General features: G+C 72.6%; 21 protein-coding genes, 1 other RNA gene and 1 pseudogene. 11 read left to right on the plus strand and 12 right to left on the minus strand.

The window, feature by feature from the left end; translation table 11 throughout:
* Window positions 1-82: 82 nt before the first annotated feature.
* Window positions 83-488: RNase P RNA component class A (gene rnpB / locus ACIP4Z_RS01510), an RNA gene on the minus strand.
* A 254-nt stretch (window positions 489-742) separates the two neighbouring features.
* Here rnpB and yaaA point away from each other — a divergent pair.
* Window positions 743-1,528 (plus strand): peroxide stress protein YaaA, encoded by a 786-nt coding sequence (gene yaaA / locus ACIP4Z_RS01515; RefSeq protein ID WP_401304167.1) that lies wholly within the window; start codon window positions 743-745, stop codon window positions 1,526-1,528.
* A gap of 93 nt (window positions 1,529-1,621) precedes the next feature.
* On the plus strand, window positions 1,622-2,239 hold the full coding sequence (gene eda / locus ACIP4Z_RS01520) for a bifunctional 4-hydroxy-2-oxoglutarate aldolase/2-dehydro-3-deoxy-phosphogluconate aldolase (protein ID WP_401304170.1): 618 nt from the start codon (window positions 1,622-1,624) through the stop codon (window positions 2,237-2,239).
* 76 nt (window positions 2,240-2,315) lie between these two features.
* On the opposite strand, the pseudogene ACIP4Z_RS01525 reads toward eda, so the two are convergent.
* The 3 genes and pseudogenes from ACIP4Z_RS01525 to ACIP4Z_RS01535 form a co-directional block, all read right to left on the minus strand.
* Window positions 2,316-3,047: pseudogene (locus tag ACIP4Z_RS01525) on the minus strand (histidine phosphatase family protein); the annotation flags it as partial.
* Window positions 3,048-3,067: 20 nt separating this feature from the next.
* A complete protein-coding gene (locus ACIP4Z_RS01530; protein WP_355345447.1) occupies window positions 3,068-3,811 on the minus strand; it encodes a C4-type zinc ribbon domain-containing protein in 744 nt (247 codons plus the stop codon).
* Window positions 3,808-4,731 (minus strand): Nif3-like dinuclear metal center hexameric protein, encoded by a 924-nt coding sequence (locus ACIP4Z_RS01535; protein ID WP_355345323.1) that lies wholly within the window; start codon window positions 4,729-4,731, stop codon window positions 3,808-3,810. Before ACIP4Z_RS01535 ends, ACIP4Z_RS01530 begins: the two co-directional genes overlap by 4 nt.
* A 314-nt stretch (window positions 4,732-5,045) precedes the next feature.
* Here ACIP4Z_RS01535 and ACIP4Z_RS01540 point away from each other — a divergent pair, with 314 nt between their 5' ends.
* On the plus strand, window positions 5,046-6,416 hold the full coding sequence (locus ACIP4Z_RS01540) for a hypothetical protein (RefSeq protein WP_401304174.1): 1,371 nt from the start codon (window positions 5,046-5,048) through the stop codon (window positions 6,414-6,416).
* An 844-nt stretch (window positions 6,417-7,260) separates the two neighbouring features.
* Here the strand turns inward: ACIP4Z_RS01540 and ACIP4Z_RS01545 are convergent.
* Window positions 7,261-7,914 (minus strand): TetR family transcriptional regulator, encoded by a 654-nt coding sequence (locus ACIP4Z_RS01545; RefSeq protein ID WP_355345326.1) that lies wholly within the window; start codon window positions 7,912-7,914, stop codon window positions 7,261-7,263.
* A gap of 157 nt (window positions 7,915-8,071) precedes the next feature.
* Between ACIP4Z_RS01545 and ACIP4Z_RS01550 the strand changes: the two genes are divergently transcribed.
* A complete protein-coding gene (locus tag ACIP4Z_RS01550; protein ID WP_401304176.1) occupies window positions 8,072-9,541 on the plus strand; it encodes an MFS transporter in 1,470 nt (489 codons plus the stop codon).
* Between the two features lie 410 nt (window positions 9,542-9,951).
* Here the strand turns inward: ACIP4Z_RS01550 and ACIP4Z_RS01555 are convergent, their stop codons facing one another.
* From ACIP4Z_RS01555 to ACIP4Z_RS01565, 3 genes are all read right to left on the minus strand, one after another.
* Window positions 9,952-10,890: a 3-oxoacyl-ACP reductase gene (locus ACIP4Z_RS01555; RefSeq protein WP_401304179.1), complete on the minus strand. Its 939-nt coding sequence runs from the start codon at window positions 10,888-10,890 to the stop codon at window positions 9,952-9,954.
* Window positions 10,891-10,904: 14 nt separating this feature from the next.
* Complete coding sequence (locus ACIP4Z_RS01560; protein WP_355345335.1) at window positions 10,905-11,990, minus strand: Zn-dependent alcohol dehydrogenase; 1,086 nt, start codon at window positions 11,988-11,990, stop codon at window positions 10,905-10,907.
* 120 nt (window positions 11,991-12,110) lie between these two features.
* Entirely contained in the window at window positions 12,111-12,986 is an 876-nt protein-coding gene (locus tag ACIP4Z_RS01565; protein ID WP_401304183.1) for a MaoC/PaaZ C-terminal domain-containing protein, read from the minus strand.
* Window positions 12,987-13,287: 301 nt separating this feature from the next.
* On the opposite strand from ACIP4Z_RS01565, the gene ACIP4Z_RS01570 reads away from it, so the two are divergent.
* Genes ACIP4Z_RS01570 through ACIP4Z_RS01580 form a run of 3 tightly spaced genes read left to right on the plus strand, consistent with a single transcriptional unit; the run spans window position 13,288 to window position 16,423 of the window.
* Window positions 13,288-14,331, plus strand: a complete 1,044-nt coding sequence (locus tag ACIP4Z_RS01570; protein WP_401304186.1) for an ATP-binding cassette domain-containing protein — start codon at window positions 13,288-13,290, stop codon at window positions 14,329-14,331.
* Window positions 14,328-15,059, plus strand: a complete 732-nt coding sequence (locus ACIP4Z_RS01575) for an ABC transporter permease (protein WP_355345344.1) — start codon at window positions 14,328-14,330, stop codon at window positions 15,057-15,059. Before ACIP4Z_RS01570 ends, ACIP4Z_RS01575 begins: the two co-directional genes overlap by 4 nt.
* A complete protein-coding gene (locus tag ACIP4Z_RS01580; RefSeq protein WP_401304191.1) occupies window positions 15,056-16,423 on the plus strand; it encodes a sensor histidine kinase in 1,368 nt (455 codons plus the stop codon). The genes ACIP4Z_RS01575 and ACIP4Z_RS01580 overlap by 4 nt, the downstream gene beginning before the upstream one ends.
* Window positions 16,424-16,450: 27 nt before the next feature.
* Here ACIP4Z_RS01580 and ACIP4Z_RS01585 read toward each other — a convergent pair whose 3' ends face one another.
* The 3 genes from ACIP4Z_RS01585 to ACIP4Z_RS01595 all read right to left on the minus strand — a co-directional run bounded on the left by ACIP4Z_RS01585 (window position 16,451) and on the right by ACIP4Z_RS01595 (window position 21,833).
* Entirely contained in the window at window positions 16,451-20,140 is a 3,690-nt protein-coding gene (locus tag ACIP4Z_RS01585) for a LamG-like jellyroll fold domain-containing protein (protein WP_355345350.1), read from the minus strand.
* A gap of 361 nt (window positions 20,141-20,501) precedes the next feature.
* Window positions 20,502-21,170, minus strand: a complete 669-nt coding sequence (locus ACIP4Z_RS01590) for a PRC-barrel domain-containing protein (protein WP_401304195.1) — start codon at window positions 21,168-21,170, stop codon at window positions 20,502-20,504.
* A gap of 297 nt (window positions 21,171-21,467) precedes the next feature.
* Complete coding sequence (locus ACIP4Z_RS01595; RefSeq protein ID WP_355345356.1) at window positions 21,468-21,833, minus strand: nuclear transport factor 2 family protein; 366 nt, start codon at window positions 21,831-21,833, stop codon at window positions 21,468-21,470.
* 203 nt (window positions 21,834-22,036) lie between these two features.
* Between ACIP4Z_RS01595 and ACIP4Z_RS01600 the strand changes: the two genes are divergently transcribed.
* Window positions 22,037-22,642 carry a response regulator gene (locus ACIP4Z_RS01600; RefSeq protein WP_391047638.1) on the plus strand — a complete coding sequence of 202 codons (606 nt, stop codon included), beginning with the start codon at window positions 22,037-22,039 and terminating at the stop codon, window positions 22,640-22,642.
* Window positions 22,643-22,646: 4 nt separating this feature from the next.
* Here ACIP4Z_RS01600 and ACIP4Z_RS01605 read toward each other — a convergent pair whose 3' ends face one another.
* Window positions 22,647-23,246, minus strand: coding sequence for a TetR/AcrR family transcriptional regulator (locus ACIP4Z_RS01605; protein ID WP_401304198.1), 600 nt, complete (start codon window positions 23,244-23,246; stop codon window positions 22,647-22,649).
* Window positions 23,247-23,472: 226 nt separating this feature from the next.
* On the opposite strand from ACIP4Z_RS01605, the gene ACIP4Z_RS01610 reads away from it, so the two are divergent.
* The 3 genes from ACIP4Z_RS01610 to ACIP4Z_RS01620 all read left to right on the plus strand — a co-directional run bounded on the left by ACIP4Z_RS01610 (window position 23,473) and on the right by ACIP4Z_RS01620 (window position 25,671).
* A complete protein-coding gene (locus ACIP4Z_RS01610) occupies window positions 23,473-24,471 on the plus strand; it encodes an SDR family oxidoreductase (protein ID WP_401304201.1) in 999 nt (332 codons plus the stop codon).
* Window positions 24,472-24,559: 88 nt separating this feature from the next.
* Window positions 24,560-25,024, plus strand: coding sequence for an SRPBCC family protein (locus ACIP4Z_RS01615; RefSeq protein WP_401305016.1), 465 nt, complete (start codon window positions 24,560-24,562; stop codon window positions 25,022-25,024).
* An 86-nt stretch (window positions 25,025-25,110) separates the two neighbouring features.
* Window positions 25,111-25,671 (plus strand): hypothetical protein, encoded by a 561-nt coding sequence (locus ACIP4Z_RS01620; RefSeq protein WP_401304203.1) that lies wholly within the window; start codon window positions 25,111-25,113, stop codon window positions 25,669-25,671.
* Window positions 25,672-25,712: the final 41 nt, after the last annotated feature.

Here is a 25,712-nt window from a genome sequence, read left to right on the forward strand (position 1 = left end):
ACCCAGGAGCACATCAAGGGTGCACGACACGGCTCACCCGACCGCGCTCGCGCCCCGGGCGAGCCCAAGGGGGCGGTGGCGGCAGACGAGTCGAGCTGTACGCCGGGTTCTGTCGCCGGGCGGCCTCGCGGCCGGCCGGGAGACGGCCATCCATCTAGGGCCGGCGTTGCCACCGGCCTCGTGCGGTCTACCCGCGGACTCGGGCGGGCAGCCCTCGAACATCCGCGCGGGTGCCGTATCGCTACGACGCCCTCTTGACCTTGCTCCGGGTGGGGTTTACCTAGCCGTCCAGGTCACCCTGGACGCTGGTGGTCTCTTACACCACCGTTTCACCCTTACCGGGGACCGAGATCCCCGGCGGTCTGTTTTCTGTGGCACTGTCCCGCGGGTCACCCCGGGTGGCCGTTAGCCACCACCCTGCCCTGTGGAGCCCGGACGTTCCTCGGGAAGCCCCCGAAAGGGCTCCACGCGGCCGTCCGCTCGGCTCGTCTGCCGTGTGGACCATGGTAGTGGCTGCGCGGGGGCGAAGAGCACCGCGGGGTCGGCGGCGAGCGTACGGCCGCCCGCCGGGGCCGTCCGGCCGGGCGCGGCCGGACAGGTCCCGTGGGCGGCCCGCCCAGGTCCTACTCTGGTGCGGGCCCCCCGACCAGGCGCGGGCGGCCCGAGCGCGAGCCGTACGACCCCGCGCACCGTACGACCGCCTGGACCGTACGAACCGCAAGAACCGTATGAGGGAGATACCGTGCTCGTCCTGTTGCCGCCGTCCGAGGGGAAGGCCACCGGAGGGACGGGGGCCGCGGTCGCGCTGGACTCGCTGTCGCTGCCGGGGCTGAACGAGGCGCGGGCGACGGTCCTCGACGAGCTGGTGGAGCTGTGCTCGGGCGACGAGGAGAAGGCGGCGGAGGTGCTGGGGCTCAGCCCCGGCCTGCGCGGCGAGGTCGCCAAGAACGCGGCGCTGCGGACGGCGCCCGCCATGCCCGCGGCGGAGCTGTACACCGGAGTGCTGTACGACGCGCTGGGCCTGGCGACGCTCGGCCGGGCGGCGCGCCGCCGCGCCGAGGAGTCGCTGCTGGTGTTCTCCGGGCTGTGGGGCGCGGTACGGCTCGGCGACCGCATCCCCTCCTACCGCTGCTCGATGGGCGTGAAGCTGCCCGGCGTCGGCGGCCTGGCGGCGTACTGGCGGCGGCAGATGGCCGATGTCCTGCCGGCCGAGGCGGGCGACGGCCTGGTGCTCGACCTGCGCTCGTCGTCGTACGCGGGCGCCTGGAAGCCGGCCGGGGAGGTCGCCGGGCGTACGGCGACGGTCCGCGTGCTCCAGGTGACGGTGGTCGGCGGGGTCGAGAAGCGGACGGTCGTCAGCCACTTCAACAAGGCCACCAAGGGCCGTCTGGTCCGTGCCCTGCTGGAGTCCGGCGCCCGGCCGAAGGACCCCAAGGGCCTCGCGCGAACGCTGCAGAAGCTGGGTTTCACGGTGGAGGAGCAGCCGGGTACGGGACGGCTCGACGTCCTGGTGCGCGAGATCCACTGAGGCGCGTGGCGCGACGGTACGGAGCAAGACCCTCGTTGCACTCTGCGCAACGGCCGTTGCGCACGCTGGCGCCCGCCAGGCAGGATGACGGGCATGACTTCCGTGCTCGACCTCGCCCCCGTCATCCCTGTGGTCGTCCTGGAGGACGCGGCGGACGCCGTACCGCTGGCGCGGGCGCTGGTGGCGGGCGGGCTGCCCGCGATCGAGATCACGCTGCGGACGCCCGCCGCCCTGGACGCGATCCGGGCCGTCGCGGACGGCGTCCCCGGCGCGGTGGTCGGCGCGGGCACGGTGCTGACGCCCGAGCTGACGGACGCGGCCGTGGGCGCGGGGGCCCGTTTCCTGGTCAGCCCCGGCTGGACGGACCACCTCCTCGACGCGATGCGCGGCGCGGGCGTGCCGTTCCTGCCGGGCGTCTCGACCGCCTCGGAAGCGCTCGGGCTGCTCGAACGCGGCGTCACCGACATGAAGTTCTTCCCCGCCGAGGCGGCGGGCGGCGTCGCGTACCTCCGCTCCCTGGCCTCACCGCTCCCCCGGGCCCGCTTCTGTCCGACGGGCGGCATCGACGCGGCCCGCGCGCCCGAGTACCTGGCGCTGCCGAACGTGGGGTGCGTCGGCGGTACGTGGATGGTGCCGGGCGACGCGGTGCGGGCCCGGCGGTGGGATCTCGTGGAGAGCCTGGCGCGCGAGGCGGCGACGCTGCGGGGCTGACGCCCTCAACAGCCGTAGGGAGAAGGCCCGTACGGGAAAGGCCCGCACGGAGAAGGCCCGTACAGGAAAGGCCCGTTCACCGCAGGTGGGCCGTCTCGTTCAGCGACCGCAGCGACGCGTTGCCGTCCGCGTAGTACGCCACCTCCGAGAGCGACGCCGGGGCGAGGTACATGCGGAAGAGCGCTTCGGGCGGCGCGTCCAGGGCGAGGCGCGCGAGCGTCTTGATCGGGGTGACGTGGCTGACGAGCAGTACGGTACGGCCGCGGTGGGCGGTCAGCAGCGCGTCGCGGGCCGCGGCGACGCGGGCGGCGACGTCGGTGAAGCTCTCGCCGCCGGGCGGCGGGACGTCGGGTGAGCCGAGCCAGGCGGTGAGTTCGGCGGGCTGCCGGTCCCGTACCTCGGCGAAGGTGAGGCCGTCCCAGGCCCCGAAGTCCGTTTCGCGCAGGCCCTCTTCGAGGTGGACGTCCAGGCCGAGGCGGTCGGCGGCGATCCGGGCGGTCTCCCGGCAGCGGGCGAGCGGCGAGCTGACGACGGCCTCGATGCCGTGGCCTTCGCTCAGTCGCCCCTCGGCGCGCACCAACTCCTCGGCGCGCACCGGTCCTTCGGCACGCACCGACTCCTCGGCGCGCACCGGCCCTTCGGCGCGTACGGCCAGCGCCGCCGCGGCCCGTTCGGCCTGGCGCCGCCCGGCGGCCGACAGCGACGGATCGCTTCCGCCGCTCCCGGAGAACCGCTTCTCCCCCGTCAGCGCAGTCTCACCGTGCCGCAGCAGGACGAAGGTGGTGGGCGCCGCCATGTCGGGCGCCGCACCCTCGTGAACCAACGCCACTACAGGCCGGACTCGGCCGTACGCACCAAAATCCGGCGGCAGTTCTCGCACCGTACGACGGTGTTGGCGGGCGCGGCCCTGACCTCGTTCAGCTCGGTGATGTTGAGTTCGAGGCGGCAGCCCTCGCAGCGCTTCTGGTAGAGCCGCGCCGCGCCGACGCCGCCCTGCTGCCCGCGGAGCTTGTCGTACAGCTTGATCAGGTCGTCGGGCACGGTCCCGGCGATGACCTCGCGCTCCTTGGCCGCCGTGAAGCCCTCCGCGTCGATGCTTTCGATGGCGGCGGACTTGCGGGCCTCGGCCTCGGCGACCTTGGCCTGGACGGACTCGACGCGCGCGGCCAGTTCCGTGGCGCGCTCCTGGGCGCCCTCGCGGCGCTCCATGACGTCCAGCACGACGTCCTCCAGGTCGCCCTGCCGCTTGGCGAGCGAGGTGATCTCGCGCTGGAGGTTCTCCAGGTCCTTCGGCGAGGTGACCGCGCCGGAGTCCAGACGCTGCTGGTCGCGGGCGGAGCGCTGGCGTACCTGGTCGACGTCCTGCTCGGCCTTGGTCTGCTCGCGCGCGGTGTCGCTCTCCTCGGTCTGCGCGGCGACCAGCAGGTCACGGAGCTGCGCGAGGTCGGCGCCGAGCCGCTCCAGCTCGGCGTGCTCGGGCAGGGTCTTGCGCTTGTGGTCGAGTTGCGCGATACGCGAATCGAGGGCCTGGACTTCGAGAAGTCGGATCTGGTCGGCGGGCTCGGCGTTCAGCGGGGGGCTCCTGTGCGGCTGGAAGGGCGGGAAGTGGATTGCGGGAGTTCCCGGCCGCCCCGGAATTCCGGGGTGTCCGAGCGCTCCGGGGCGACAGCGTGCGCTGTCCACGGGTCGGTGACCGCGTACGAGACATGGGTGCGCAGCGCCCAGCCGTGCCGGTCGGAGATCTCGTCGAGCTGCGCGGCGGCCTGCTCGCACCACGGCCACTCGGTGGCCCAGTGCGCGGCGTCGACCAGCGCGGGCGGGCCGGACTCGCGCGCCTCGGAGACCGGGTGGTGGCGCAGGTCGGCGGTGACGTACGCGTCGACGCCCGCCGCGCGGACCTCGGCGAAGAGGCTGTCGCCCGAGCCGCCGCAGACCGCGACCGTACGGACCGTGGCCTGCGGGTCGCCGGCGATCCGCAGCCCGGTGGCGGTACGCGGCAGCCCTCGCGCCGCCCGCTGCGCGAATTCGGCCAGCGTCAGCGGTGCGGCGGTCTCGCCGATCCGGCCGAGGCCGCGGCGGCCCGCGGGGTCGGTGGGGTCGGGTACGAGCGGGCCGGTGATCCGCAGGCCGAGCGCGGCGGCCAGGGCGTCCGAGACGCCGGGGTCGGCGCGGTCGGCGTTGGTGTGCGCGACGTGCAGCGCGACCCCGTTCCTGATCAGGTCGTGGACGGCGCGGCCCTTGAAACCGGCCGGGCCGGTCGGCGCCACCGTCGTCGTACCGCGCAGATAGAGCGGGTGGTGCGTGACCAGCAGGTCCGCGCCGATCCGTACCGCCTCGTCGACGACTTCCCGCACCGGGTCGACGGCGAACAGCACGCGTCCGACCTCGGCCTCGGGCTCGCCGCAGACCAGGCCGACGGCGTCCCACGCCTCGGCCAGCTCCGGGGGCCAGAGGGCGTCGAGCGCGGCGATGACGTCGGACAGTGTGGGCACGGTAGGAAGGTTACCTGGCCGCCCGTGTCCGCCGGATGCCGTACGCCGTGACCGCGGGCGCCGGGGGTGCCACGACGGGTGCGCGGGGTCGTTCGTAGCCCGTTCGGCACCCGTTCGGCACCCGTGAGTCAAGGGCGCGCGGGGCGCATCCGATGTCCGCGGGGAGCGCGACCGCTCGCCGGGCGGAGCACATCTGCCCCTCCGCGCGGAGCAGAACGGGAAAACCCGCACTCTTACGTGTGAACCGCACCGAGTCGCGTTGATCGTCCGGAAAAATGAAAACTACGGTCCTGTGCCGGAGGTGGGTGAGTCATATGAGCGCCAGTACAGATGCCAGTGCCCGTGCCATGGAGATCCCCCCGGCCGTCCGCGTACTGCGCCGGTCGGGCTTCACGATCGCCGCGGACGGGTCGTACGCGGCCTGCCTCGCCGAGGCTCGCGTACCCGCGCCGGAGGGGGACGGGGACGTGGACGAGTACGGCGGGGGCGGCGTCAGCGGCTGGTTCCCCGAGCGGTGGACGCTCGGGCCCGAGCCGTACGCGGTGCCGCTGCCCGGCGCCCAGCCGGAGGAGGCCGGGACGCAGGTCGTACCGCTGCCCGACGGCCGCGTCCTGATCCGGCGACGGGTCGCCGACCGCCACGACCTGGCGCTGCTGTATCCGGCGGGGGCCGGTACCGGGGAGGTGCCGATCGGGTCGCTCTGCGGGGATGCAGTAACGCTTCTTCCCCCGTGCCCCTTGGGCGGGGCGGCTTTCGCGCTCGTGTACGAGGGGCGTTCCGGCGAGAGGGGCTCCGCTGGTGGGGGCTCCGGCGAGGGGGGTTCCGGCGAGGGGGACTCCGCTGAGGGGGACGGGGTCACGACCGTCTGGCAGGTGTACGGCGCCGGGAAGGACGGGCCCGTCGCCGTCATGCGCGTGCCCGGCCGCTGCACCGGCGGCGTCTGGCTCGACCGTACGGGGCGGCTGCTCGCCGTCGACCGTACGCTCGCCGGCCGCACCAAGGCCGTCGCCGTCGACCTGCGACTCGGCGAGGCCAGCCCGCTCCTCCAGATCACCGAGGACAGCGACGACCGGCTCGTCCTCGCGGAACCCGACAGCGGGCTGCTGCTCCTGCGCAGCGACGCCACCGGGGAGGCGCGGCTCGGCTGGGGCGTCCTCGGCAGCCGTCGGCCGGTACGTTTCCCCGACGCGCTCCAGGTGCCGGGCATCCTGCTCACGCCGGTCGCCGCGCAACCGGGGCAGATCCTGATGCCCGAGGCGGCGGTGGTCGCGCTCCGCGCGGAGGCGCCGGGCGGGGCGGAGTCACTGGCGCTGTGGCGGCCGGGTGAGCGGCGGCTGCACTGGCGGGCGTCCCCTCCGGGGTGGCTGGGGGCGACGGGGTACTGGGGGGCCGACGATTTGCTGCGGCTGCCGTGTTCGGTGCCGGAGTGGCCTTGCGGGGTGGCGCCGTACGAGGCGCCACGGGTGCGGCCTGCGGCCGGGGCTTCGGGGTCTCGGCGTGGGCGGGGTGCGGTGCCCGCCGCTCTGCCCGGGCCTGGTTCTTCCGCCGGCCTCGGCTCTTCCGGTGGCCGCGGCTCTTCCGCCGGCCTCGGCTCTTCCGGTGCGGCTCTGCCCGCGCCGACGCGGCTGCCCTGGCGGGTGCTGCCGCTTCAGCAGGCGCCGCTGGCTGCCGCCAAGGCGGGGTGACCCCCATGACCGTGACGTCGGCCCCGCCAGTAGACTCACCCGAAGCCGCGCATCCGGGCACTCCGCGTGACCACCGCGGGGCGGCTTCGCCGCAGTCCGGGTCGAGTTTGTTCGCGCGCTTTCGGCGTAGGCCGGTTCGTTGTTCCACGGGGATTTCGGGGAGATTCAAGAAGATGTCGTCCGACGCGCGTTCCTCTCACGACCACGGGGGGTCCGGGGACAGCTCGGGGCGCCACCGGGGGCCTGCTTCTTCCTCTGAGGAGGGGGAGGCTCAGCCTCAGGGGAAGCATCGGCGTCCTTCGGACGATTAGCGGGTTTTTCTTTGCCCGCCCGCCCACCCGTGCGGGTGTTTTCTTCGTCTGCGGGTGCCGCTTGTGCCTGGGTCGGTGCCGGTCCGGGGCACCTCCTCGAAATCCGTCTCACCTGGTCCTGCGTATCCGGTGCCGTTCCTGTTGACGTATTTCTGCGGGGGCACCCCGGCCCGTCCCCTCCCGGTACGTCGGCGTCCGCCTGCCGGTGGGGGTTGCCGGGAGGGGGTGGGTGGGCTGAGGTGCGGGGGCGGCCGACGGTCCGCTGCGGTGCCGGGGCGGGGGTGGGTGGGCTCCGGTACGGGGGCGTCTGGCGGTCCGCTGTGCTGCCGGGACGGGGGTGGGTGGGCTCCGGTACGTCGGCGGCCTGCTGTCCGGTGGGGGTGCCGGGAGGGGGTGGGCTCCGCTCCGCCTGTCCGCCGTCGGCCCGCCCGCGTAGGCGGGAGAGGGGCTCCGGAACGTCGGCGGTCGGCGGCCGGGGGTGGGGGGCCGCAGGCTTATGGGAGCCGTCCTCGATGCTCGGGGGCGGGGCCGACTCAGGCTTTGGCTTTGGCTTGGAGGCGGAGGCCGGTCAGGGTGAGGTCTAGGGCGGCGCGGAATTGGTCGATGTCGTCGTGGCCGTCGAATTCGTCGACGATTTCGTGGACGAAGGGGAAGTCGGCGGGGTCGAGTTCGCGCCAGGTCTTGGCGAAGCGGCCGAGGAATTCGTCGCGGTTGACGGCGCCGTTGAGGACTTCCGGCGGGGGTTCCTGGCCGAGGTCGACGGCGGAGCCGACGACGACGCCGACGATCGCGGAGACGGCGTGGAAGCGCTGCCGGGCCGTGAGGTCGAGGCGGAGGGTCTGTTCGCCGAGCTTCTCGTAGACGAGCAGGGAGTTGGCCTGCACGTCGGTGTTGCGCATGAAGTAGGCGCCGAGCCAGGGCCGGCGGACGATCGCGTCGAAGAGGCGCAGGGCCATGGCGCGAAGGTCGTCGATCGGATCGTCGCTCCGCGGAAGGGCCTCGACGTCGGCGAGGATCGCGCCCATCGCGTGGTCGGTGGCCCGGTCGAGTAGTTCGTCCTTGCTCTCGACGTACCAGTAGATGCTGGCGACGCCGCCGCCGAGGCGCTGCGCGAGGGCGCGGAAGGTCAGGCCGGGCGCCCCGGCCTCGTCCAGGAGGGCCACGGCCTCCGTGAGGACGGACTCCATCGAGTGGGAAGCCCGTCGGCGTCCCTGGGTCGAGCGGTCTTGCAGGCGTGCCATGGCTCACATCCCCATCGCGATCTTGCGTCGTATCGAACGTTGTTCTATCGTAGCCGATCGTACGTTGTTCGATAACCGAATGACGTTCGATTGGAGGACTGCCATGACCACTCCCACGCTTGAGAAAACGTCACATACCTACCCGTCCCTGAGCGCGGCGTGGATTCCGCTGGCCGCCCTCTGCCTGGCCTTCTTCGTCGAGATGGTCGACAACACGCTGCTGTCGATCGCGCTGCCGACGATCGGCCGCGACCTCGGCAGCGGGACGACCGCGCTTCAGTGGGTCACCGGGGCGTACTCGTTGACCTTCGGCGGCCTGCTGCTCACGGCGGGGTCGATGGCCGACCGGCTCGGGCGCCGCCGGGTGCTGCTGGTCGGACTCGCCGTGTTCGGCTCGCTGAGCCTGTGCGTCGTCCTCGTCACCACGGCGGGCCAACTCATCGCCCTGCGGGCCGCGCTCGGCGTCGCCGCCGCGGCGATGGCGCCGATCACGAACTCACTGGTCTTCCGGCTGTTCGACGACAAGGCCCTGCGCATGCGCGCGATGACGGTGATGATCGTCGTGGGCATGTCCGGCTTCGTCCTCGGACCGCTGCTCGGCGGCACCGCGCTGGCGCATGTGCGCTGGGAATGGCTGCTGGTCGTCAACGCCCCCATCGCCGTCATCGCGTGCGTCGGCGTCCGGCTCGGCGTCCCGGCCGACCGGCCGGAGGACCTGACCCACGACAAGCTCGACCTGCCGGGCGCCGTCCTGAGCGTCGCCGCCATCGGGCTCGCCTGCTACTCCCTGACCAGCGGCGTCGAGCACGGCTGGCTCTCCGCGATCACTCTCGCGTCGATCGCGGGCGCCGTCGTGGCCGCGATCGCCTTCGTCCGCCACGAGCGCGGCACCCCGGCGCCCATGCTGGACCTCAGCCTCTTCTCCAACGGCACCGTCCGCGGCGCCGCCATCGCCCAGATCGGCACGTCCATCGCGATGGCCAGCGTGATGTTCGGGCTGATCCTCCACTTCCAGTACGCCTACGGCTGGAGCCCGGTACGCGCCGGACTCGCCAACCTGCCGATCATCGTGACCATGCTCGCCGCGACCCCCTTGTCCGAATGGCTCGCCCGCCGGTTCGGCCACCGCATCGCCTGCCTCGTCGGCGCTGCCTGCCTGGCCGGCGCCCTCGCCGGTCTCTCCTGGGGCGTCGACCACGGCTACGCCGCCATCGCCGTCTGCATGGTGATCATGACCATCGGATTGCGCACCGTCATGACGATCTGCGCCGTCGCCCTCGTCGACGCCATGCCCAGCAACCGCACCTCCATCGGCGCCGCCCTCAACGACACCGCCCAAGAAGTCGGCTCCAGCGTCGGCACCGCCATGGTCGGCACCCTCATCGCCGCCCTCGTCACCACCCAACTCCCGCCCGGCACCTGGAGCAGCGACCTCGTCGCCTCCTTCTTCCACGGCGAACGCGTCACCTACGCCCTCCTCTCCCTCCTCGTCGGCCTCATCGCCGCCGGCGGCGCCCTCACCCTCACCAACTCCCACACCCTCGAAGACCCCCCCACCGATTCGCCCGCCTGACCCCCCAGCCCCCTACCGACAGCGACCAGCAGCAACCAGCACCACAGCGGCCCGTCGAACGCCGACGCACCCGAGCCGACCCCCCACCCACCCCACCGGCGGCCGGACGCCGACGCCCTCACCCCCACCCACCCCCGCCCCGGCACCGCAGCGGACCGTCGGCCGCCCCCGCACCTCAGCCCACCCACCCCCCTCCCGGCAACCCCCACCGGACAGGCGGACGCCGACGTACCCGGAGGGGACGGGCCGGGGTGCCCCCGCAGAAATACGTCAACAAGAACGGCACCGAATCCCCAGGACCAGGTGAGACGGATTTCGAGGAGGTACCCCGGACCGGCACCGACCCAGGCACAAGCGGCACCCGCAGACGAAAAAACACCCGCACGGGTGGGCGGGCGGGCAAAGAAAAACTACGAGCGACGCAGCCCCAACACCTCAACGGCAGCGAAAGAGCCCCGCTCACCCCCTTCGAAATACGGCGTCAACACCCCATCAAGCTCCCCATACGAAAACACCGACTTCGCCGTCTCGAACCGCGCCGCCACCACCGGCCGTTGCAGAACGGCCACCATCCCCCCGTGCACAACGAAAACCTGCCCGGACACCCCCGCGGCAGCGGGCCCGGCAAGGTACCCGACCAGCGGAGCGACATGCTCGGGAGCCAGCGGATCGAGCCCCCCGGGCTCGGCAGAGCCGAACACATCAAGAGTCATCCGCGTCCGCGCCCGCGGACAAATGGCGTTGGCGGTGACCCCGTACCGCCGAAGCGCCTCCGCCGTGGACGTCGTGAGCCCGACGATGCCCCCCTTGGCGGCGGCGTAATTCGGCTGTCCGGCCGACCCGGCGAGAAACGCCTCGGACGCGGTGTTGACGATGCGCCCGAAGACCGGAGCCCCGGAGGACTTGGCGCGCGAGCGCCAATGCGCGGCGGCGAACCGAATGGTGTTGAAGTGGCCTTTGAGGTGCACCCGGATGACGGAGTCCCACTCGTCCTCGGTCATGGAGAAGACCATGCGGTCGCGGAGAATCCCGGCGTTGTTGACGAGGATGTCGAGCTGCCCGTTGTGCTCGACGGCCAACTGGACGAGTTCCGACGCCTGTTCGTGGTCGGCGACATCGCCGTGGTGGGCGACGGCGCTGCCGCCGGCGGCGGCGATCTCGGCGACGACCTCCTGCGCCGGGGTGGCGGAGGAGGCGCCGGAGCCGTCACGGCCGGGCTGGCCGAAGTCGTTGACGACGACGTGCGCCCCGAGCCGGGCGAGTTCGAGCGCTTCGGCGCGCCCGAGTCCGCGCCCGGCCCCGGTGACGACGGCGGTCCGCCCGGCGAGCGGGAGTTCACCGTTCGGCATTGGCTGATCCCCCATCAGATCGTGATGCTCGTACGCAGCGCGACGCCCGTCCGCATCTGGTCGATCGCCTCGTTGATGTCCTCCAGGCGCACGCGGTGCGTGATCAGCCCTTCGAGGTCGATGCGCCCGGCGCGCCAGAGCCGGATGACGCGGTCGTAGGAGCGCAGGACATCGCCGCCGCCGTAGAGGGACGGCAGGATGCGCTTCTCGTCGAAGAACAGCTCGAACATGTTGATCTGGAGGTTGTCGTCCATGGCGCCCGCGCCGACGATGCACAGGGTGCCGCCGCGCCGGGTGGCGTCGTACGCGGCGCGCGCGGTCGCGGACTTGCCGACCACCTCGAAGACGTAGTCGAAGCCCTCGCCCGCGGTGAGCCGGTTCTTGGCGTCGGCGAGGCCGTCGGGGTCGACGGACTCGGTGGCGCCGAAGCGGACGGCGGCCTCGCGGCGGGACTCGACCGGGTCGACGGCGACGATCTCGGCGGCGCCCGAGGCCCGCGCGCCCTGGATGACGCTGATCCCGACGCCGCCGCAGCCGATCACGGCGACCGACGAACCCGCCTCCACCTGGGCGGTGTTGAGGGCGGCGCCGATACCGGTGGTGACCCCGCAGCCGATCAGCGCGGCGATCTCGTACGGCACATCGTCGGGGATCGGCACCGCGCATCTGGCGTCGACCACGACCTCCTCGGCGAAGGTGCCGGTCCCGGCGAAACCGAAGACGTCGGGTGAAGCGGCGCCGGGGCGGCGGTAGTTGGCGGTGCCCGCGTTGAGGAATCCGGCGATGCACAGCTCGGTCTGGCCGCGCTTGCAGGACGCGCACTCGCCGCACGCGGGCAGCCAGCAGACCAGGACGCGGTCGCCCGCCGTGACGGACGTGACGCCCTCGCCGACCTCGGCGACCTCGCCCGCGCCCTCGTGGCCCGGCACGAAGGGCGCGGGCTGCGGCAGGACGCCGCTCATCGCGGACAGGTCGGAGTGGCACAGTCCGGTGGCCTTGACGCGGATACGTACCTTGCCGGGCCCGAAGCCCGCGGTCTCGATGTCGTCGACGACTTCGAGCTTGTCCTGGCCGGTCTCCTGCTGGATGGCTGCGCGCACGGTACGGCTCCCCTCGGATGGTGCGAAGACGGTGGTCGCTACGGAGGCCCGGCCGACGACCGGGCCGAAAGCTGCTGAGCCGAGAGCCGCCGGGCGCGCGGCCCGGTGTGCCCCACGGGCTCAGGTGTGCTCGATGACGGTGTCCGCCAGGACCGGCGCCTCGTCCCGCTCCACGGCCGACACCGCGGCCACGATCCGGCCGGAACCCGCGCCGCCGCCGTCCCCGTCCGCCCACATCCGTACCCGCAGCGTCTCGCCGGGGTAGACGACGCCCGCGAAGCGCGTCGCGTACGAACGGATCCGGGCGACGTCGCCGCCGAGCAGCGTGTCGGTGACGGCCTTGAGCGTGGCGCCGTACGAGCACAGTCCGTGCAGGATCGGGCGGTCGAATCCGGCGGTGGCGGCGAATTCGGGGTCGGCGTGCAGCGGGTTCCAGTCGCCCGACAGCCGGTAGAGCAGCGCCTGGTCCTCGCGGACGGGTACGTCAACGGCCTTGTCGGGGGCGCGGGTTGGCGGTTCCGGGCGGCGGGAGGGACCGCGTTCGCCGCCGAAGCCGCCTTCGCCGCGGACGAAGATCTCGTTGTCGGAGGACCACAACGGGCCGTCGTCGTCGGCCACTTCGGAGCGCAGCACGATGACGGCGGCCTTGCCCTTGTCGTAAACGGCGGCGACCGATCCGGTCCGTACGGCACGGCCGCTCACCGGCAACGGCCGGTGGAGTACGAGGCGTTGGCCGCCGTGCAGGACGGCGGCGAGGTCCACGTCGATGCCGGGGCCGATCGAGCCGTCCACCGAACCGGGCCCGCCGCCCGCGACGGTGGCGAAACTCGGCAGGACGTGCAGCCGGCTCTCCAGCGTGTAGCGCAGTTCGTCCGCGTCGGTGGCCGGGCGCCCGGCGCCGATCCCCAGGTGGTAGAGGAGAACGTCCTTGTGGTTCCAGGCGATTTCGGTGCGGCGCGGCTCGGCCGCGAGGGCCTTGGCGACGTCGATGGGCATGGTCCCTCCGGGGCACTTCCGGTGGCGGCTACTTCCGGTGACGGGTACTTCCGGTGACGGGTACTTCCGGGACGCTGGCTAGAACATGTTCTAGAGATGGCCCCTGTATAACGCAAAGCCCAGGAAGTGAGAAGAGCTGACACATCGTCAGCTGGAGGGATTCCCGGCCCTCCCGCCCGCCGACGCGGCGGATTCCCGGCCGCCCCGCCCGCCGGGGCACCGCACCCGTGACATTTGTCCTGCCCCCCTGCGGACATTCCCCTCTGCCCGCCGCCCCTCCCCCCTCCGTAGCGTCGTGGCCATGGAGAAAACCCCGTCCACGCCCCGGCCCGGCACCCCGCCCGACACCTCGTCCGACACCTCGTCCGGCGCCCGGCCCGACACCTCGCCCGCCGTCCGCTTCACCGCCGTCCACAAGAGCTTCGGACCGGTCAGGGCCGTGGCCGGGATCGACCTGGAGATCGCGCGCGGCGGCACGATGGCACTGCTCGGCCGTAACGGAGCCGGGAAGTCGACCACCATCAGCCTGCTGCTCGGCCTGGACCGGCCGGACGCGGGCGAGGTGCGGCTGTTCGGCGGCCCGCCGCAGGAGGCGGTCAGGGCCGGGCGGGTCGGCGCGATGCTCCAGGACGGGCGGCCGATCCCGCGCGCCACCGTCAAGGAGCTGGTGACGTTCGTGGCGGCCACGTATCCGCGGCCGATGCCCGTCGCCGAGGCGCTGTCGCTGGCCGGGATCACGGAGCTGGCGGGCCGCCGCGTGGACAAGCTGTCCGGCGGCCAGACGCAACGGCTGCGCTTCGCTCTGGCCGTCGCGGGCAACCCCGAGCTGATCGTGCTGGACGAGCCGACGGCCGCCCTCGACGTGGAGGCGCGGCGGGTGTTCTGGCGGTCGATGCGCGGTTACGCGGCGCGCGGCAACACCGTGCTGTTCTCCACGCACTACCTGGAGGAGGCCGACGAGCACGCCGACCGCATCCTGGTGATCGACCAGGGCCGTACCGTCGCCGACGGCACCGGCGAGCAGATCAAGCAGGCCGTCGGCGGCACGCTCGTCTCGTTCGACCTCGCCGGGTCCGGCTCCGCGGGCCTGCGCACGCTGCCCGGTGTGACCGCCGTCGAGATCCGCGGCGACCGGGCCCTGCTGCGTACCTCCGACTCCGACGCCACCGTCGTCGCCCTCGCGGCGAGCGACCGCGTCCGCCGTCTGGAGGTCGTCCCGGCCAGCCTGGAGGACGCCTTCCTGACCCTGACCGCACCTCACCCGGCGACCGGGACCCCGGCCGCCGAATCCCCGGCGCCGCGCTCCACCCCCGCCCACCCCCTCACGAAGGAAGCCGTCCGATGACCGAGTACGTGAAGCTCGAAGTCCGGCGCGCCCTGCGCGACCCCGGCTTCATCGTCATGGGCTTCGCCATGCCCGTGCTGATGTACCTGCTCTTCACCAACCTCGGGGTCGGCGGCGACGGCCAGGACAAGATCGACTACGCGCGGTACTACATGGTCGGCATGGCGGCGTACGGCGCGCTCGGCGCGTCGATGGGCATCGGGACCGGCGTCGCCGAGGACAAGGGTCTGGGCTGGCTGCGGCAGCTCCGCGTCACGCCGCTCAGCCCGTTCCGTGTGGTGGTCGGCCGGGCGCTGACCGCCGGGGTGACCGTCCTGCCCGCGATCTGCGCCGTCCTGCTGGCCGGGGCGCTGGTGAACGGCGTGCACCTGGCCGCGTGGCAGTGGGTCGCCACCGCCCTGCTGCTGTGGGTGGGCACGATCCCCTTCACCCTGCTCGGCCTCGGCAACGGCTACGGGCTGACCGCGCAGACCACCGGCGTCACGAGCATGGCCTGCATGATGGGCCTGTCGATCGTCGGCGGCCTGTGGATTCCGGTCGACGCCTTCCCGCGCTGGCTCGCCCGGATCTCCCAGTGGACGCCCGCCCAGCGCTTCGGCCAGCTCGGCTGGAGCGTGCTTGACCGGCACGCGCCCGGCGCGGGTACGGTGGCCGTGCTCGGCGGATGGCTGGTCGTCTTCGCCGGTTACGCCGTCCTCTCCTACCGGCGGGGTGCGCGGACCGCATGACGACGACGCGGCAGGCGACCTCCCGCCGGGACACGTACAGCGCGTACCGAACGGGGACGGTGACCGCCATGACGGCGAACAGCGGCATGGCCGACGGCGTGACCGACCGCCCGGCAGGCGGGGCGGACCACCCGGTCGAGAGCACGGACAAGCCGTGCGGCAGGGCCTGGTGGCGGCGCGGCACACCGCACGACTTCGCCCGCGAGATCGAGCACATCAAGTCTCCCGACGGCAACGCGCTCTACCCCTGGCTGCTGATGGTCATCGGCCCCGGCACCGACATCGCCCAGGGCCAGGTCCCCGCCCCCTGGCTCGCGGGCTGCGGCCTCGCGCTGTTCTGCCTCCTGTACGTGTTCACGGTCCGTTCGGCTTTCCACGAGCGGTGGCGCGGGGGGCCGGTCCCGTACCGTCTGCTGGGTGCGCTGGCCGTCTGTACGGCCACGCTGGCCATCGCCTACGGCGGGAATTTCCTGCTGCTGTACACGCTGGTCTCGCTGAGCGTCGGGGCCGTGGCCTCCACCCGCCGCGGCCTCGGCCTGATGCTGACGCCGCTGAGCGCGACCGCCGGAGTCACCGCGAGCACGCACGGCCAGGGCTTCTGGGGCACGGCGGGCCTGGCGTACGGCACCTTCCTGTCCGGCCTGGTCGTCTCGGTGATCATCACGCTCTCCTACGCCGTCGCCCAGCTCAGGGAGACCCGGCAGGAGCTGGCGCGCAGCGCGGTCGCCCAGGAGCGGATGCGGTTCTCGCGCGACCTGCACGACCTGCTCGGGCACACCCTGTCGGTGGTCGTGGTGAAGTCCGAGGCCGCGCGCCGGATCGCGCCGCGCGACATCGACGCGGCGCTCGCCCAGGTCGCCGACATCGAGGCGGTCGGCCGCCAGGCGCTCACCGAGATCCGCGAGGCCGTCACCGGCTACCGCGAGGGCAGCCTGTCCACCGAACTCGACCGGGCCCGGTCCGTCCTGACCGCCTCCGACATCGAGGTCGTCGTCCAGGAGTCGGGCCCGCCTCTGCCCCCGCAGACCGAGGCGCTGCTCGGCTGGGTCGTCCGCGAGGGCGTCACCAACGTCGTCCGGCACAGCGGCGCGACGCTGACCCGTATCGAACTCGCCACCGGGCGCGGCCGGGCCCATCTGACCATCAGCGACAACGGCCGCGGGTCCTGTCCGCCGCCGTCCGGTCAGGACGGCGACATCAGGACCCGCACCGGTACCGGCCTGCGCGGCCTGACCGAACGCCTCGCCGCCGCTGGCGGCTCCCTCACCTCGGGCCCGGCCGCCGACGGCGGCTTCCGCCTGACGGCCGCCCTCCCGGTGGAGGAGGACGCGACCCCGGCCGGTCACGCCGTGTCGGCGCGCTGACCGGCCGGGGCCGCCGTCCGACCGGGGTCAGCCGTCGATGACCGACGTGATCTGGTCGGAGTCGGTCATCGCGCCCGACCAGACGCGGATGTCCTCGATCTGGCCCGCCAGGTAGTGCCCCCAGGTCGCACCGACGTAGGCGCGGCCGCCGGTGAAGTCGCCCGCTCCCTGGACGGCGGTGAAGGGCTGGGTGTCCTGGAGGTTGTCGCCGAGGTAGAGGCTGACCGTGCCGGACTGGGCGTCGAGGACGCCGGTGACCTGGACGGTGCCGTCGGCGCTGCCGCCGCTGGGGTCGTCGTTGGGCGAGACGGCGCCGGTGAAGGTGCCGTCGGTGGCGACGCGGCCGAAGAGCCACTGGCCCTGGGGGACGGTGATGACGTTGCCGTCGTCGTCCAGTGTGGTGGTGGTGCCGGTGTACTTGAACCACACGCCCCACGAGGAGCCGTCGGCCGAGCGCTGCCCCGCGATCTGTTCGGTGTAGCCGACGGGGTGGGTGACCAGGGCCGCCGCGTCGAGCTGGGTGCGGGTGGTGACCGTGAAGGAGCCGGTGTCGTCCACGACGGAGCCGGGCGTGGAGACCGAACCGGTGGCGCCGTCGAGGGCGATGGTGTCGCCGTCGAGGGTGGCGCCGCCCGAGGTGGTCAGGGTGCGGCCGTAACCGGAGGCGGTGTCGGCGAGGGTGGTGCCGGAGGCGCCCGACGGGTCCCAGGCCGCGGTCAGTTCGACCTGGGCCTTGCCGTCGGTGCCGAGCAGCCGCGCCTCGTCGGAGGCTTCCTGCGAGGTCAGCGTCCGCTGCCAGACCTTCACCTCATCGATGCTGCCGGGGAAGTTGTACTGGTACGTCCCCCACTTGTACCGCCCGATCTGGAAGGCGCCGGTCGCCGACCACGAGCCGGTGGTGGTCGCGGTGCCCTGGAGCACGCCGTTCACGTACAGCGCGCTCTGCGAGGTGGCCGGGTCGTAGCTGCCCAGCAGGTGGGTCCACACCCCGGTCCTGGGCGGGGACTTGGCCGCCACTCCGTAGTACGCGGTGCCGGTGTTGGCGTCCTGCTGCTTGACCCCGAAGAACCAGGTGCCCAGGCCGTGGTCGTAGGCGAGGATGAACGGGCTGTACGTCACCCCGTCCTGGGAGAGCACGATGCCGTTGGGCGTGGTGGTGTCCAGCTTCACCCACGCCGAGACGGTGTACGCCGAGCGGGTCTCCAGTACGGGCCCCGCCGTCGAGGCGTACCCCGACGTCCCGTCCAGGTGCAGGCCCTTGTCCGGGGTGCTGCCGCCGTTGCCGTCCGGCAGGTCGCCGCGGCGGCCGTTGGCGTCGCGGACCGCGCCGGTGCCGGACAGCGTCGCGTTGTGCTGCTGCGCCGCCACGGTGGTCGAGGTGTCGACGGCCTGGCCGCCGCTCTCGTCGAAGCTCCACTGCCCGACCGGGCCCGCACCGGCCGCGACCAGGAAGTCCTTCACCGTCTCCGCGCCCCACCGCCCGACGACGTCCTTGGCGCGGACGTCCAGGTGGTACGTGCCGGAGGCGGGCGGGGTGATCGTCGCGCTGGTGACCCCGGCCGCGAGCGCGATCCACGCGTCGGACGAGGACAGCTTGTACTCGTAGGCGGTGTTGGTGTCACCGGACGCGGGCCCGAAGACGACCTTGCCCTCCACGCCGGGACCGCCCGCCGGAACACAGGTGTTGGGCAGGCACTCGCTGTAGGTTCGCGCGAAGGTGACCGTCGGCGCCTTGGGGGCGGTGGAGTCGACCTTGAAGTAACACCAGCCGGTGGTCGAGCCGTTGGACGGTCCCGCCAGATAGCTGCTCTGGTTGTCGTAGTACGAACGGGTCCATGTGCGGTAGCGGTACAGCGTGCCGTCGGTCAGGGTCGGTGCGGTGGCGACGCCGGGTGAGACGTTGTCGCCGACGAATCCGGTCGCGGGCCGCACGATGTCGCTGAACGCGCTCGACCATGTGGCGCTGGACGCCGTGTACTTGTCCATGCTGAAGACCGAACGCAGCCGCGCGCCCGACTCGCCGCCCGCCGCCGTCTGCGGCACCGACGACAGCGCGGGCGTCGGGTCGGAGATCACCGACGGGTCGGCGCTCTTGGTCGAGCACACCACGCCGCTGCCCGTGACCAGACCGATCTTCGTCGGGAGCGCGGGGTTGGCCACGTAGTTGACGGACAGCGCCGCGTTGTTCTTGAACCGCTTCCACGCGGAGGTGTCGGACTCGTCGTGCGCGCGCAGTTCGAGGGTGAGCTTGGCGAATTTGCCCGCGGCGAAGTCCGCGACCGTGGGCGTCAGATTCTCATTCGTCTCGTCCGGGTTGTCGGCGAATTCGATCGGCGCGTCAGGGGAGTTGGGGTCGCAGGTCGAGCCGCGGCCGGCCGAGAAGGAGCGGTCGACCATCAGGTCGAGTTCCTTGGGGCGTGACGACCAGGTCGTGGACGACGAGAAGTTGTTCGTGCGCTCCAGGTCCGTCCAGCGCGCGTCGCACTGGAACGCCCAGGGCGAGGTGACGCGGAAGGTCGCCTTCAGGACCTTCTTGCCCTTGAGGGCGCCGGGGGTGAACTGGAAGTAGAGCCGCTGCGTGTAGCCGGGACCGCAGTAGTAGCCGTTCCAGGAGCCGCAGTGGCCGTCGCCCTCGCCGTTGGTGCCGTTGCCCCAGCCGTAGCTGCTGTAGCCGTCGCTGCGCAGGAGGGTGCGCTGCGGGGCGCCCGAGGCGAGCGACACGTCGGGGTCGATGTACAGCGGGTACGCGGCGGTGTCCTTGGCCGCGAGGAGGTGGGGGTCGGGGACGACGGCGACGGAGGTGCCGGTGACGTCCAGCGGGGTGGTGGCGGTGGTGGCGCCGGGGGCCGGGCCGTCTTCGGGGGCGAGGGCCTCGGCGGCCTCGGCGCTGGGCGCGGCCTTTGTGGTGGGCGCGGTCTTGGCGGAGGGCGCGGCCTTTGTGGTGGGCGCCGTCTTCGCCGTGGGCGCGGCCGGGTTGTCGACCGGGGCGGACGCCGTACCGAGCGAGTCCCACATCTGGGCGGCCGAGGACGTGAACAGCTCCTGCCCGTCGGGGCCGACCGCGCTCAGGCCGCCGCTCGCGGTGTCGCTGACGTCCAGGCCGGAGGCGCGCATCCCGAACTCGATCCGCTTCAGCGCCGGATTGGCCGCCGCGGTCGGCGTCTTGACCACCAGCACCTCGCGGTAGCCCTGCGTGGTCGCCGTCATGCGCAGGTCCACGCCCGGCAGCACGTCGGCGTACACGGCGCTCTCGCCGTCCAGCGTCGGGGCGGGCAGCGTGCCGGGCCAACTGAAGGCCAGCGTGCGGCCGTTGCGCCCGATCGTCACCAACGGGGCGGTGCCGCCGCCGGAGAACGCCAGGTCGACCACGGCCGCCTTCGGGGCCAGGCTCCCGTCGGCCTTCCTGGCCAGGGTCGCGTCCGGCTCGGCCCAGGAGCCGTCCGCCCGCGCGACCCGTACCGGGGCCGTGAACTGGTCGAGTCGCATGGTGATTCCGTCGGGATTCGCGTACGTCGTCGTGTTCTCCGTACGCGCCCCCACCACCTCCACCGGCTGCCCGGACGCCTGCGCCTGGTCCAGATCCCGCTGCGCCTCGGTCTGCGGCACGGGCGCGGGGTCCGCCGTCGCGTCCAGGGGCGTCAGCCCCGCCCACGCCACCGTGGCCGCCGCCCCCACCGCGACCCCCCGCCACGCCAGCTTCCGCGCTCTGCGCCGCATACGAATATTCACAGTCCGCCCCCACCCCGTTCCACCCGAACTCCCCTATGAGCGAAGTGGATTCTGTGTCCATCTAACGAAGCGCGTCAATCCTTTCAGGAAAAAATTAAGTGGAATCCCGCCTTCTGCACCTGCCGCCACCTGCTCCGATACGCACCTCGGGGTTCACGAACCCCGAGGTACGTACAGCCTTTTCCCGCCACCCTTTGCGTCGGCCGGATTCCGGGACGAATTCCCCCCGCAGCCCCTTTATCCGCTTTTCCTCCGGTCAGTCCGCCGCCACAACCCTCGCCCAGTCCAGCCCACCCCGCGCCCCGACCCCGGACGCGTAGCCGCCGCCGGTGAAGAACGGGGTCGATCTCTAGGACCTGTCGTCGGGGGCGGGAGGGGGCGGAGGGGTGGAGGAGGTCGCCTCGGGTGTCGGGGTGGGGGTCTCGGAGGAGGCGGCGGGCTCCGAGGGGGTGGGGGGCTCGGAGGGGGCGGGGGGCTCCGCAGGGGTGGGGGGCTCGGAGGGGGTGGATGCGGGTGGGGTGGTTTCGGCGGGGGTGGCCTTGCGGAGACGGGAGCGGGTGGGGGCGGGGGCCGGGTCGTCGGAGAGTTCCTGGATGTCGTCCATGCCCTCGTCGTGGCCGGTGAGGGGGGCGGTGGGGCGGTCGGCGCCCACGCCCGGGGCGCCGGACGCCTGGCCCTCCGGCGGGAGGAGCCCGTAGTGGGCGTACAACTCCTGCTCCTGGTCGAGTCCGAGGTGCTGCTCGGCGTCCTCGCGCGGCGCGGCCTTGATCGTGTCGAGGTCGTACGCCACCCGCAGCACGCCGCCGCCCGTGTCGCGCCCGATCTCGTGCTCGGCGCCTGCCAAGGGGACGAACGTCTCCTCGAAGCCGTGCATCCCGGTCCTCACCGTCACCCACTGCGGCCGACGGTCCCAGTCGTCCACGTACACATGGCTGACCCGGCCGATGAATTGCCCGTGCCGGTCGTGGATCGTCAGTTCCCTCAATGCCTCGGAACTCCCGAAGACGTCATCCGTCATACGAATTCACTCCTCTACGACGTGCCTGCGGCCCAACCGGAAAAGGTGCGGCACCGTCCTCCCGCGAACCGCGTGCCCGACGAGGCCACCTTCTCCCATCCCGACCGCTACCCCGTGGCGGGACACCTAGGGCTTTTCTTTCAGATCATCGGATCTGCGCGCGAGGTCGTCCCGCCAAGGCGGCTTCCGGCGAGGCGGCTTCTTCCGGCGAGACGGCCGATCCCGGTGCCCTCCCCTGGCACGACGTCCTCGCCGAGGTCACGTCGTGGGGAACTCGGGGGCGGCGGGGGAATCGGCCTACTTGATCTCTCCGGCGAAGACGATGACCTGGTCGATGAGGCTCCGCCGCAGATGGACGACGTCGGTTCCCGTCAGGCGGGGGCCTCCGTCGGGAGTGGTGAAGACCCACTCGTACCGGGCCCACTCGTCGGGCATGTCCACCGCCGAGCAGCGCTCCATCGTGCCGGCCCCCGCCGGATGGCGCCGGATGTCCAGCACGAAGCGCTCGACCGCCTCGATCCCCTCGCTGCGTCCCAACGGCCCCCAGAAGAGGACATCCGAGGTCAGGGCCTGGGAGAGCAGCCCGGTCACATAGGTGTCGTCCGACGCGTTGAACGCGGAGATGAACGTGTCGATCGCGGACTGCGCGGTCTCTTCATGCATGTACCAGTAGTACCAGCCCACTCGCGGCAATAGTCGCCGTGCGAGCCATGTCCCGGACACGGCGGGCGGACCGCGCGGGCGGGGGCTGTCTAGGGTGGCGGCTGCCTAGGGCGAGGGCTGTCTAGGGTGGGGGGATGACCGACGGGGAGACAGGGCAGGGCGGGGAGCGGGGCGGCGAGCACGGCGACCGGCGGGACGGGGCGCTGACGCGGGTGCTGCTCGCGGAGGACCAGGGGATGATGCGGGGCGCGCTCGCGTTGTTGCTGAATCTGGAGGACGACCTGGAGGTCGTCGCGCAGGTGGCGGCCGGGGACCGGATCGTGGCGGAGGCGCTGGAGGCGCGGCCGGACATCGCGCTGCTGGACATCGAACTGCCGGGGCGCAGCGGGCTCGACGCGGCGGCGGAACTGCGCGAGCGGCTGCCGTCGTGCCAGGTGCTCATCCTCACCACGTTCGGACGGCCGGGGTATCTGCGGCGCGCCATGGAAGCGGGCGCGGCCGGATTCCTGGTCAAGGACGGGCCCGTCGAGGAACTGGCCCACGCCATCCGCCGTGTCCTGCGCGGCGAGCGCGTCATCGACCCGGCGCTGGCCGCGGCAGCGCTCAGCGCGGGGCCCAGCCCGCTCACCCCGCGTGAGCGCGACGTGCTCAACGCCGCCGCGGACGGCTCCACCGTCGCCGACATCGCGGCCCGCGTCTTCCTCTCCGAGTCCACCGTGCGCAATTACCTCTCCGCGGCCATCGGCAAGACCGGCACCCGTAACCGCATCGAAGCCGTACGCCACGCGCGCCAGAACGGCTGGCTCTGACCCCTCACGCCAGCGAGGCGAGGAACGCTTCGGCCGCGTCGTCGACGCGGGCGCGGTCGCCGGTGGCGAGGAGGTCGAGGAGCAGGCCGCGAACGGTGGCGATGACGAGGGTGGCCGTACGCACTGCCGACTCGGGTGATACGTCGGGCCCTTGGGCGGCGCACAGGGCGTTCATCCAGTCGGTGACGACGTGGTCGAGGAAGTCGGAGAACTGCTCGGGCGCCTGGAGCGCCCGCCCGTAGACGGCGAAGAAGAGCCGGAACTCGGCGCCTTGGCGCGGGTCCGAGGCGCGTCGCCAGACGGCGCGTACGGACGTCGCCAGATCGGGCTGGTGTCCGGCCGTCTCGTTGGTGGCCTGGAAGATGCGCTCACGCAGGCGCCCGAGGACGGCCTGGAGCATCTGCTCCTTGGTGCCGAAGCGGTGGACGAGGGTCGTGGGCGACACCCCGAGGGCGGCGGCGACCGGCCGCCACGACACCTCGGAGAAGCCGTGCTCGACCGTGTAGTCGACCACCGCGTCGAGCAGTTCCGCGCGCCGCTGGTGGTCGACGGGGCGCCCCGCCATCGCTGCCTCCGGTTGATCGTCGCGGTCGTTCGTGATCATCACGGTCCGTCGTGATCGTCGCGGTCCGTCGCGACCGTCACGGTCCGTGCTGTTCATCGCGGTCCGTCCTGTTCGTCGCGGTCCGCCGTCGGCCATCCTCCCTCGCGCACCGGCCGCCGTCACCGCTTGACTTTTCTTGCACGACCGTACAAAGAATAGAGGGTGACCGCAAGGCCGCCCGCTACGGATCCGCCGGACGGGCGCGCCCCCTTTCTGGAGGTTCCCCATGCGCGTTTTCGTCACAGGAGCGTCGGGCTGGGTCGGCCGCGGGCTCGTACCCGAGCTGATCACCGCGGGTCACTCGGTCGTCGGGCTCGCCCGCTCCGATGCCGCCGCCCGGACCCTGCGGGCCGCGGGCGCCGAGGTCCTGCCGGGGTCGCTCGACGACCTCGGCACGCTGCGGGAGGCCGCCGCGTCGTCCGACGGGGTCGTCCACCTGGCGTTCAAGCACGACATCGCCTTCGCGGGCGACTTCGCCGGTGCCACCGACGCCGACCGCGCGGCGATCGAGACCTTCGGCGAGGCCCTGACCGGTACGGACAAGCCCTTCGTCATCGCCTCCGGCATCCTCGGCGTGCTCGGGCTGGCGCCCGGTGTCGTCGCCACCGAACGCGACGGTCTCGCGCGGGCCGCGAGCACGGAGAGCGACACCGATAGCACCGACGGCGGTGACGGCACTGACGGCACCACCGCCACTGACAGCACCGACGCCCCGATCAGCGGCTCCGGCGGCCGGATCGGCAACGCCCACTACGTGCAGGCCCTCGCCGGCCACGGCGTCCGTTCCAGCGTCGTACGCCTCCCGCCCGCCACGCACGGCACCGGCGACAACGGGTTCATGCCGGTCGCGATCGGCTTCGCGCGCGAGAAGGGCGCCGCGGCCTACGTCGGCGACGGCGCCAACCGCTGGCCGTCCGTCCACCGCGACGACGCCGCCCGGCTGTTCCGCCTCGCGCTCGAATCCGCGCCCGCCGGTTCCGTGCTGCACGCGGTCGCCGACGAGGGCGTACCGATCCGCGAGGTCGCCGAGATCTTCGCCGCGCATCTCGGCGTCCCCGCCGTCTCCGTCACGGCCGAGCAGGCCGGGGAGTACGTCGGCTGGCTCGGCCGCTTCTGGGCCGTCGACGGCCCCGCCTCCGCGCGGATCACGCGCGATCTGCTCGACTGGCGGCCGACCAACCCCGGCCTGCTCGCGGACCTGAAGGACGGCCACTACTTCGGCTGAGCGCCGCGGGATTCCCGCGATGTCCGATTCGTTCAAGAAAACGGCGCCGGTCGGCCGTAGCGTCGCGGTCATGGACAACAGCAACGGCATGGACAGCACAGGCAGGGACGGCGCAGGCAGGGACGGCTCAAGCAGGAAGGGCGCAGGCAGGGAATCCCGGCACCTCGGCATCCGTATCGACCGTCCCGTCAAGGACGTCTACGACTACGCCTCGGACCCGGCGAATCTGCCGGAGTGGGCGCACGGGCTGGGCGGCTCGATCGAGGAGATCGACGGTCAATGGGTCGCGCGATCCGCCCCCTTGGGGCGGGTGACCGTCGCCTTCTCGCCCGCCAACGAGTGGGGCGTGCTCGACCACGACGTCACGTTGCCCTCCGGGCAGACCGTCTCCAACCCGGTCCGGGTGATCGCGGACGGCCCGGCCAGCGAGGTCGTCTTCACGCTTCGGCGACAGCCGGAGACGAGCGACGACGAATTCCGGCGCGACGCCGCGTCCGTCACCGCCGACCTGGCCCGGCTCAAGAGCCTGCTCGAAGCGGCCGGACGGCCGTAAGGCGCCCCCGCGAGTGTCAGTGCCGTGCGATAGACAACTCCTCACAGACTCCGGCGGTAGCGGGAACGAGCGATGAGGGGGCCACCATGGCGGTCGAGGGCGCGGCGGCGGATACGGAGGCCGGGCTGGCCGGGCGTACCGAGGTGGTCGGCGGGATCGAATCGCTGGTCCTCGACGGCCGCCGCCTCTGGTTCGGCTTCGACTTCACCTCCGACCAGGTGCTCTCCCCGCTGATCGACGACGCGGGAGCCATGGCGCGGTTCGCCGCGCGGCACATGCGGCAGCGCACCGGCGCCCACGACGAGGCGTACTGGGCGGAGCTGGTCGCGTCCGCCGTCGACAGCTCGGACCTGGTGTGGCGCGACGAACAGCGCGCCTTCACCACGAGCGCGTTGGAGGCCGGGGACGCGGGCCCGGCGGCCGGACACCTGCTGTACCTGCTCGACGCGGCCACCGAATGGGACGGCCACGCCCCCGCGGACCTCCCAGCAGCCGGCCTCCCGGCCGATGTCCCCGCCGACCTCCCCGCCGACGCGGAAGAGGCCGAACAGACACTGCGCGCCCACCACGCCGTGGGCAACTGGTCCCTGCTCTTCGCCCCCTACATACGCGGCCTCCCGCACACGACGTCCGCCCGCGAGCGGTAGCCAGGGACAGGTTCTCCCTGGCTAAAAGGGCGGCGGGCTCG

It is taken from the genome of Streptomyces sp. NPDC088910, assembly GCF_044749865.1.
GTDB lineage: Bacteria > Actinomycetota > Actinomycetes > Streptomycetales > Streptomycetaceae > Actinacidiphila.

Bases quoted from the DNA above. Each gene is read 5' to 3' on its own strand.
- eda (WP_401304170.1), top strand. From the start codon at position 1,622: ATGACTTCCGTGCTCGACCTCGCCCCCGTCATCCCTGTGGTCGTCCTG.
- ACIP4Z_RS01540 (WP_401304174.1), top strand. From the start codon at position 5,046: ATGAGCGCCAGTACAGATGCCAGTGCCCGTGCCATGGAGATCCCCCCG.
- ACIP4Z_RS01545 (WP_355345326.1), bottom strand. From the start codon at position 7,914: ATGGAGTCCGTCCTCACGGAGGCCGTGGCCCTCCTGGACGAGGCCGGG.
- ACIP4Z_RS01550 (WP_401304176.1), top strand. From the start codon at position 8,072: ATGACCACTCCCACGCTTGAGAAAACGTCACATACCTACCCGTCCCTG.
- ACIP4Z_RS01555 (WP_401304179.1), bottom strand. From the start codon at position 10,890: ATGCCGAACGGTGAACTCCCGCTCGCCGGGCGGACCGCCGTCGTCACC.
- ACIP4Z_RS01565 (WP_401304183.1), bottom strand. From the start codon at position 12,986: ATGCCCATCGACGTCGCCAAGGCCCTCGCGGCCGAGCCGCGCCGCACC.
- ACIP4Z_RS01570 (WP_401304186.1), top strand. From the start codon at position 13,288: ATGGAGAAAACCCCGTCCACGCCCCGGCCCGGCACCCCGCCCGACACC.
- ACIP4Z_RS01575 (WP_355345344.1), top strand. From the start codon at position 14,328: ATGACCGAGTACGTGAAGCTCGAAGTCCGGCGCGCCCTGCGCGACCCC.
- ACIP4Z_RS01580 (WP_401304191.1), top strand. From the start codon at position 15,056: ATGACGACGACGCGGCAGGCGACCTCCCGCCGGGACACGTACAGCGCG.
- ACIP4Z_RS01585 (WP_355345350.1), bottom strand. From the start codon at position 20,140: ATGCGGCGCAGAGCGCGGAAGCTGGCGTGGCGGGGGGTCGCGGTGGGG.
- ACIP4Z_RS01590 (WP_401304195.1), bottom strand. From the start codon at position 21,170: ATGACGGATGACGTCTTCGGGAGTTCCGAGGCATTGAGGGAACTGACG.
- ACIP4Z_RS01595 (WP_355345356.1), bottom strand. From the start codon at position 21,833: ATGCATGAAGAGACCGCGCAGTCCGCGATCGACACGTTCATCTCCGCG.
- ACIP4Z_RS01605 (WP_401304198.1), bottom strand. From the start codon at position 23,246: ATGATCACGAACGACCGCGACGATCAACCGGAGGCAGCGATGGCGGGG.
- ACIP4Z_RS01610 (WP_401304201.1), top strand. From the start codon at position 23,473: ATGCGCGTTTTCGTCACAGGAGCGTCGGGCTGGGTCGGCCGCGGGCTC.
- ACIP4Z_RS01615 (WP_401305016.1), top strand. From the start codon at position 24,560: ATGGACAGCACAGGCAGGGACGGCGCAGGCAGGGACGGCTCAAGCAGG.
- ACIP4Z_RS01620 (WP_401304203.1), top strand. From the start codon at position 25,111: ATGGCGGTCGAGGGCGCGGCGGCGGATACGGAGGCCGGGCTGGCCGGG.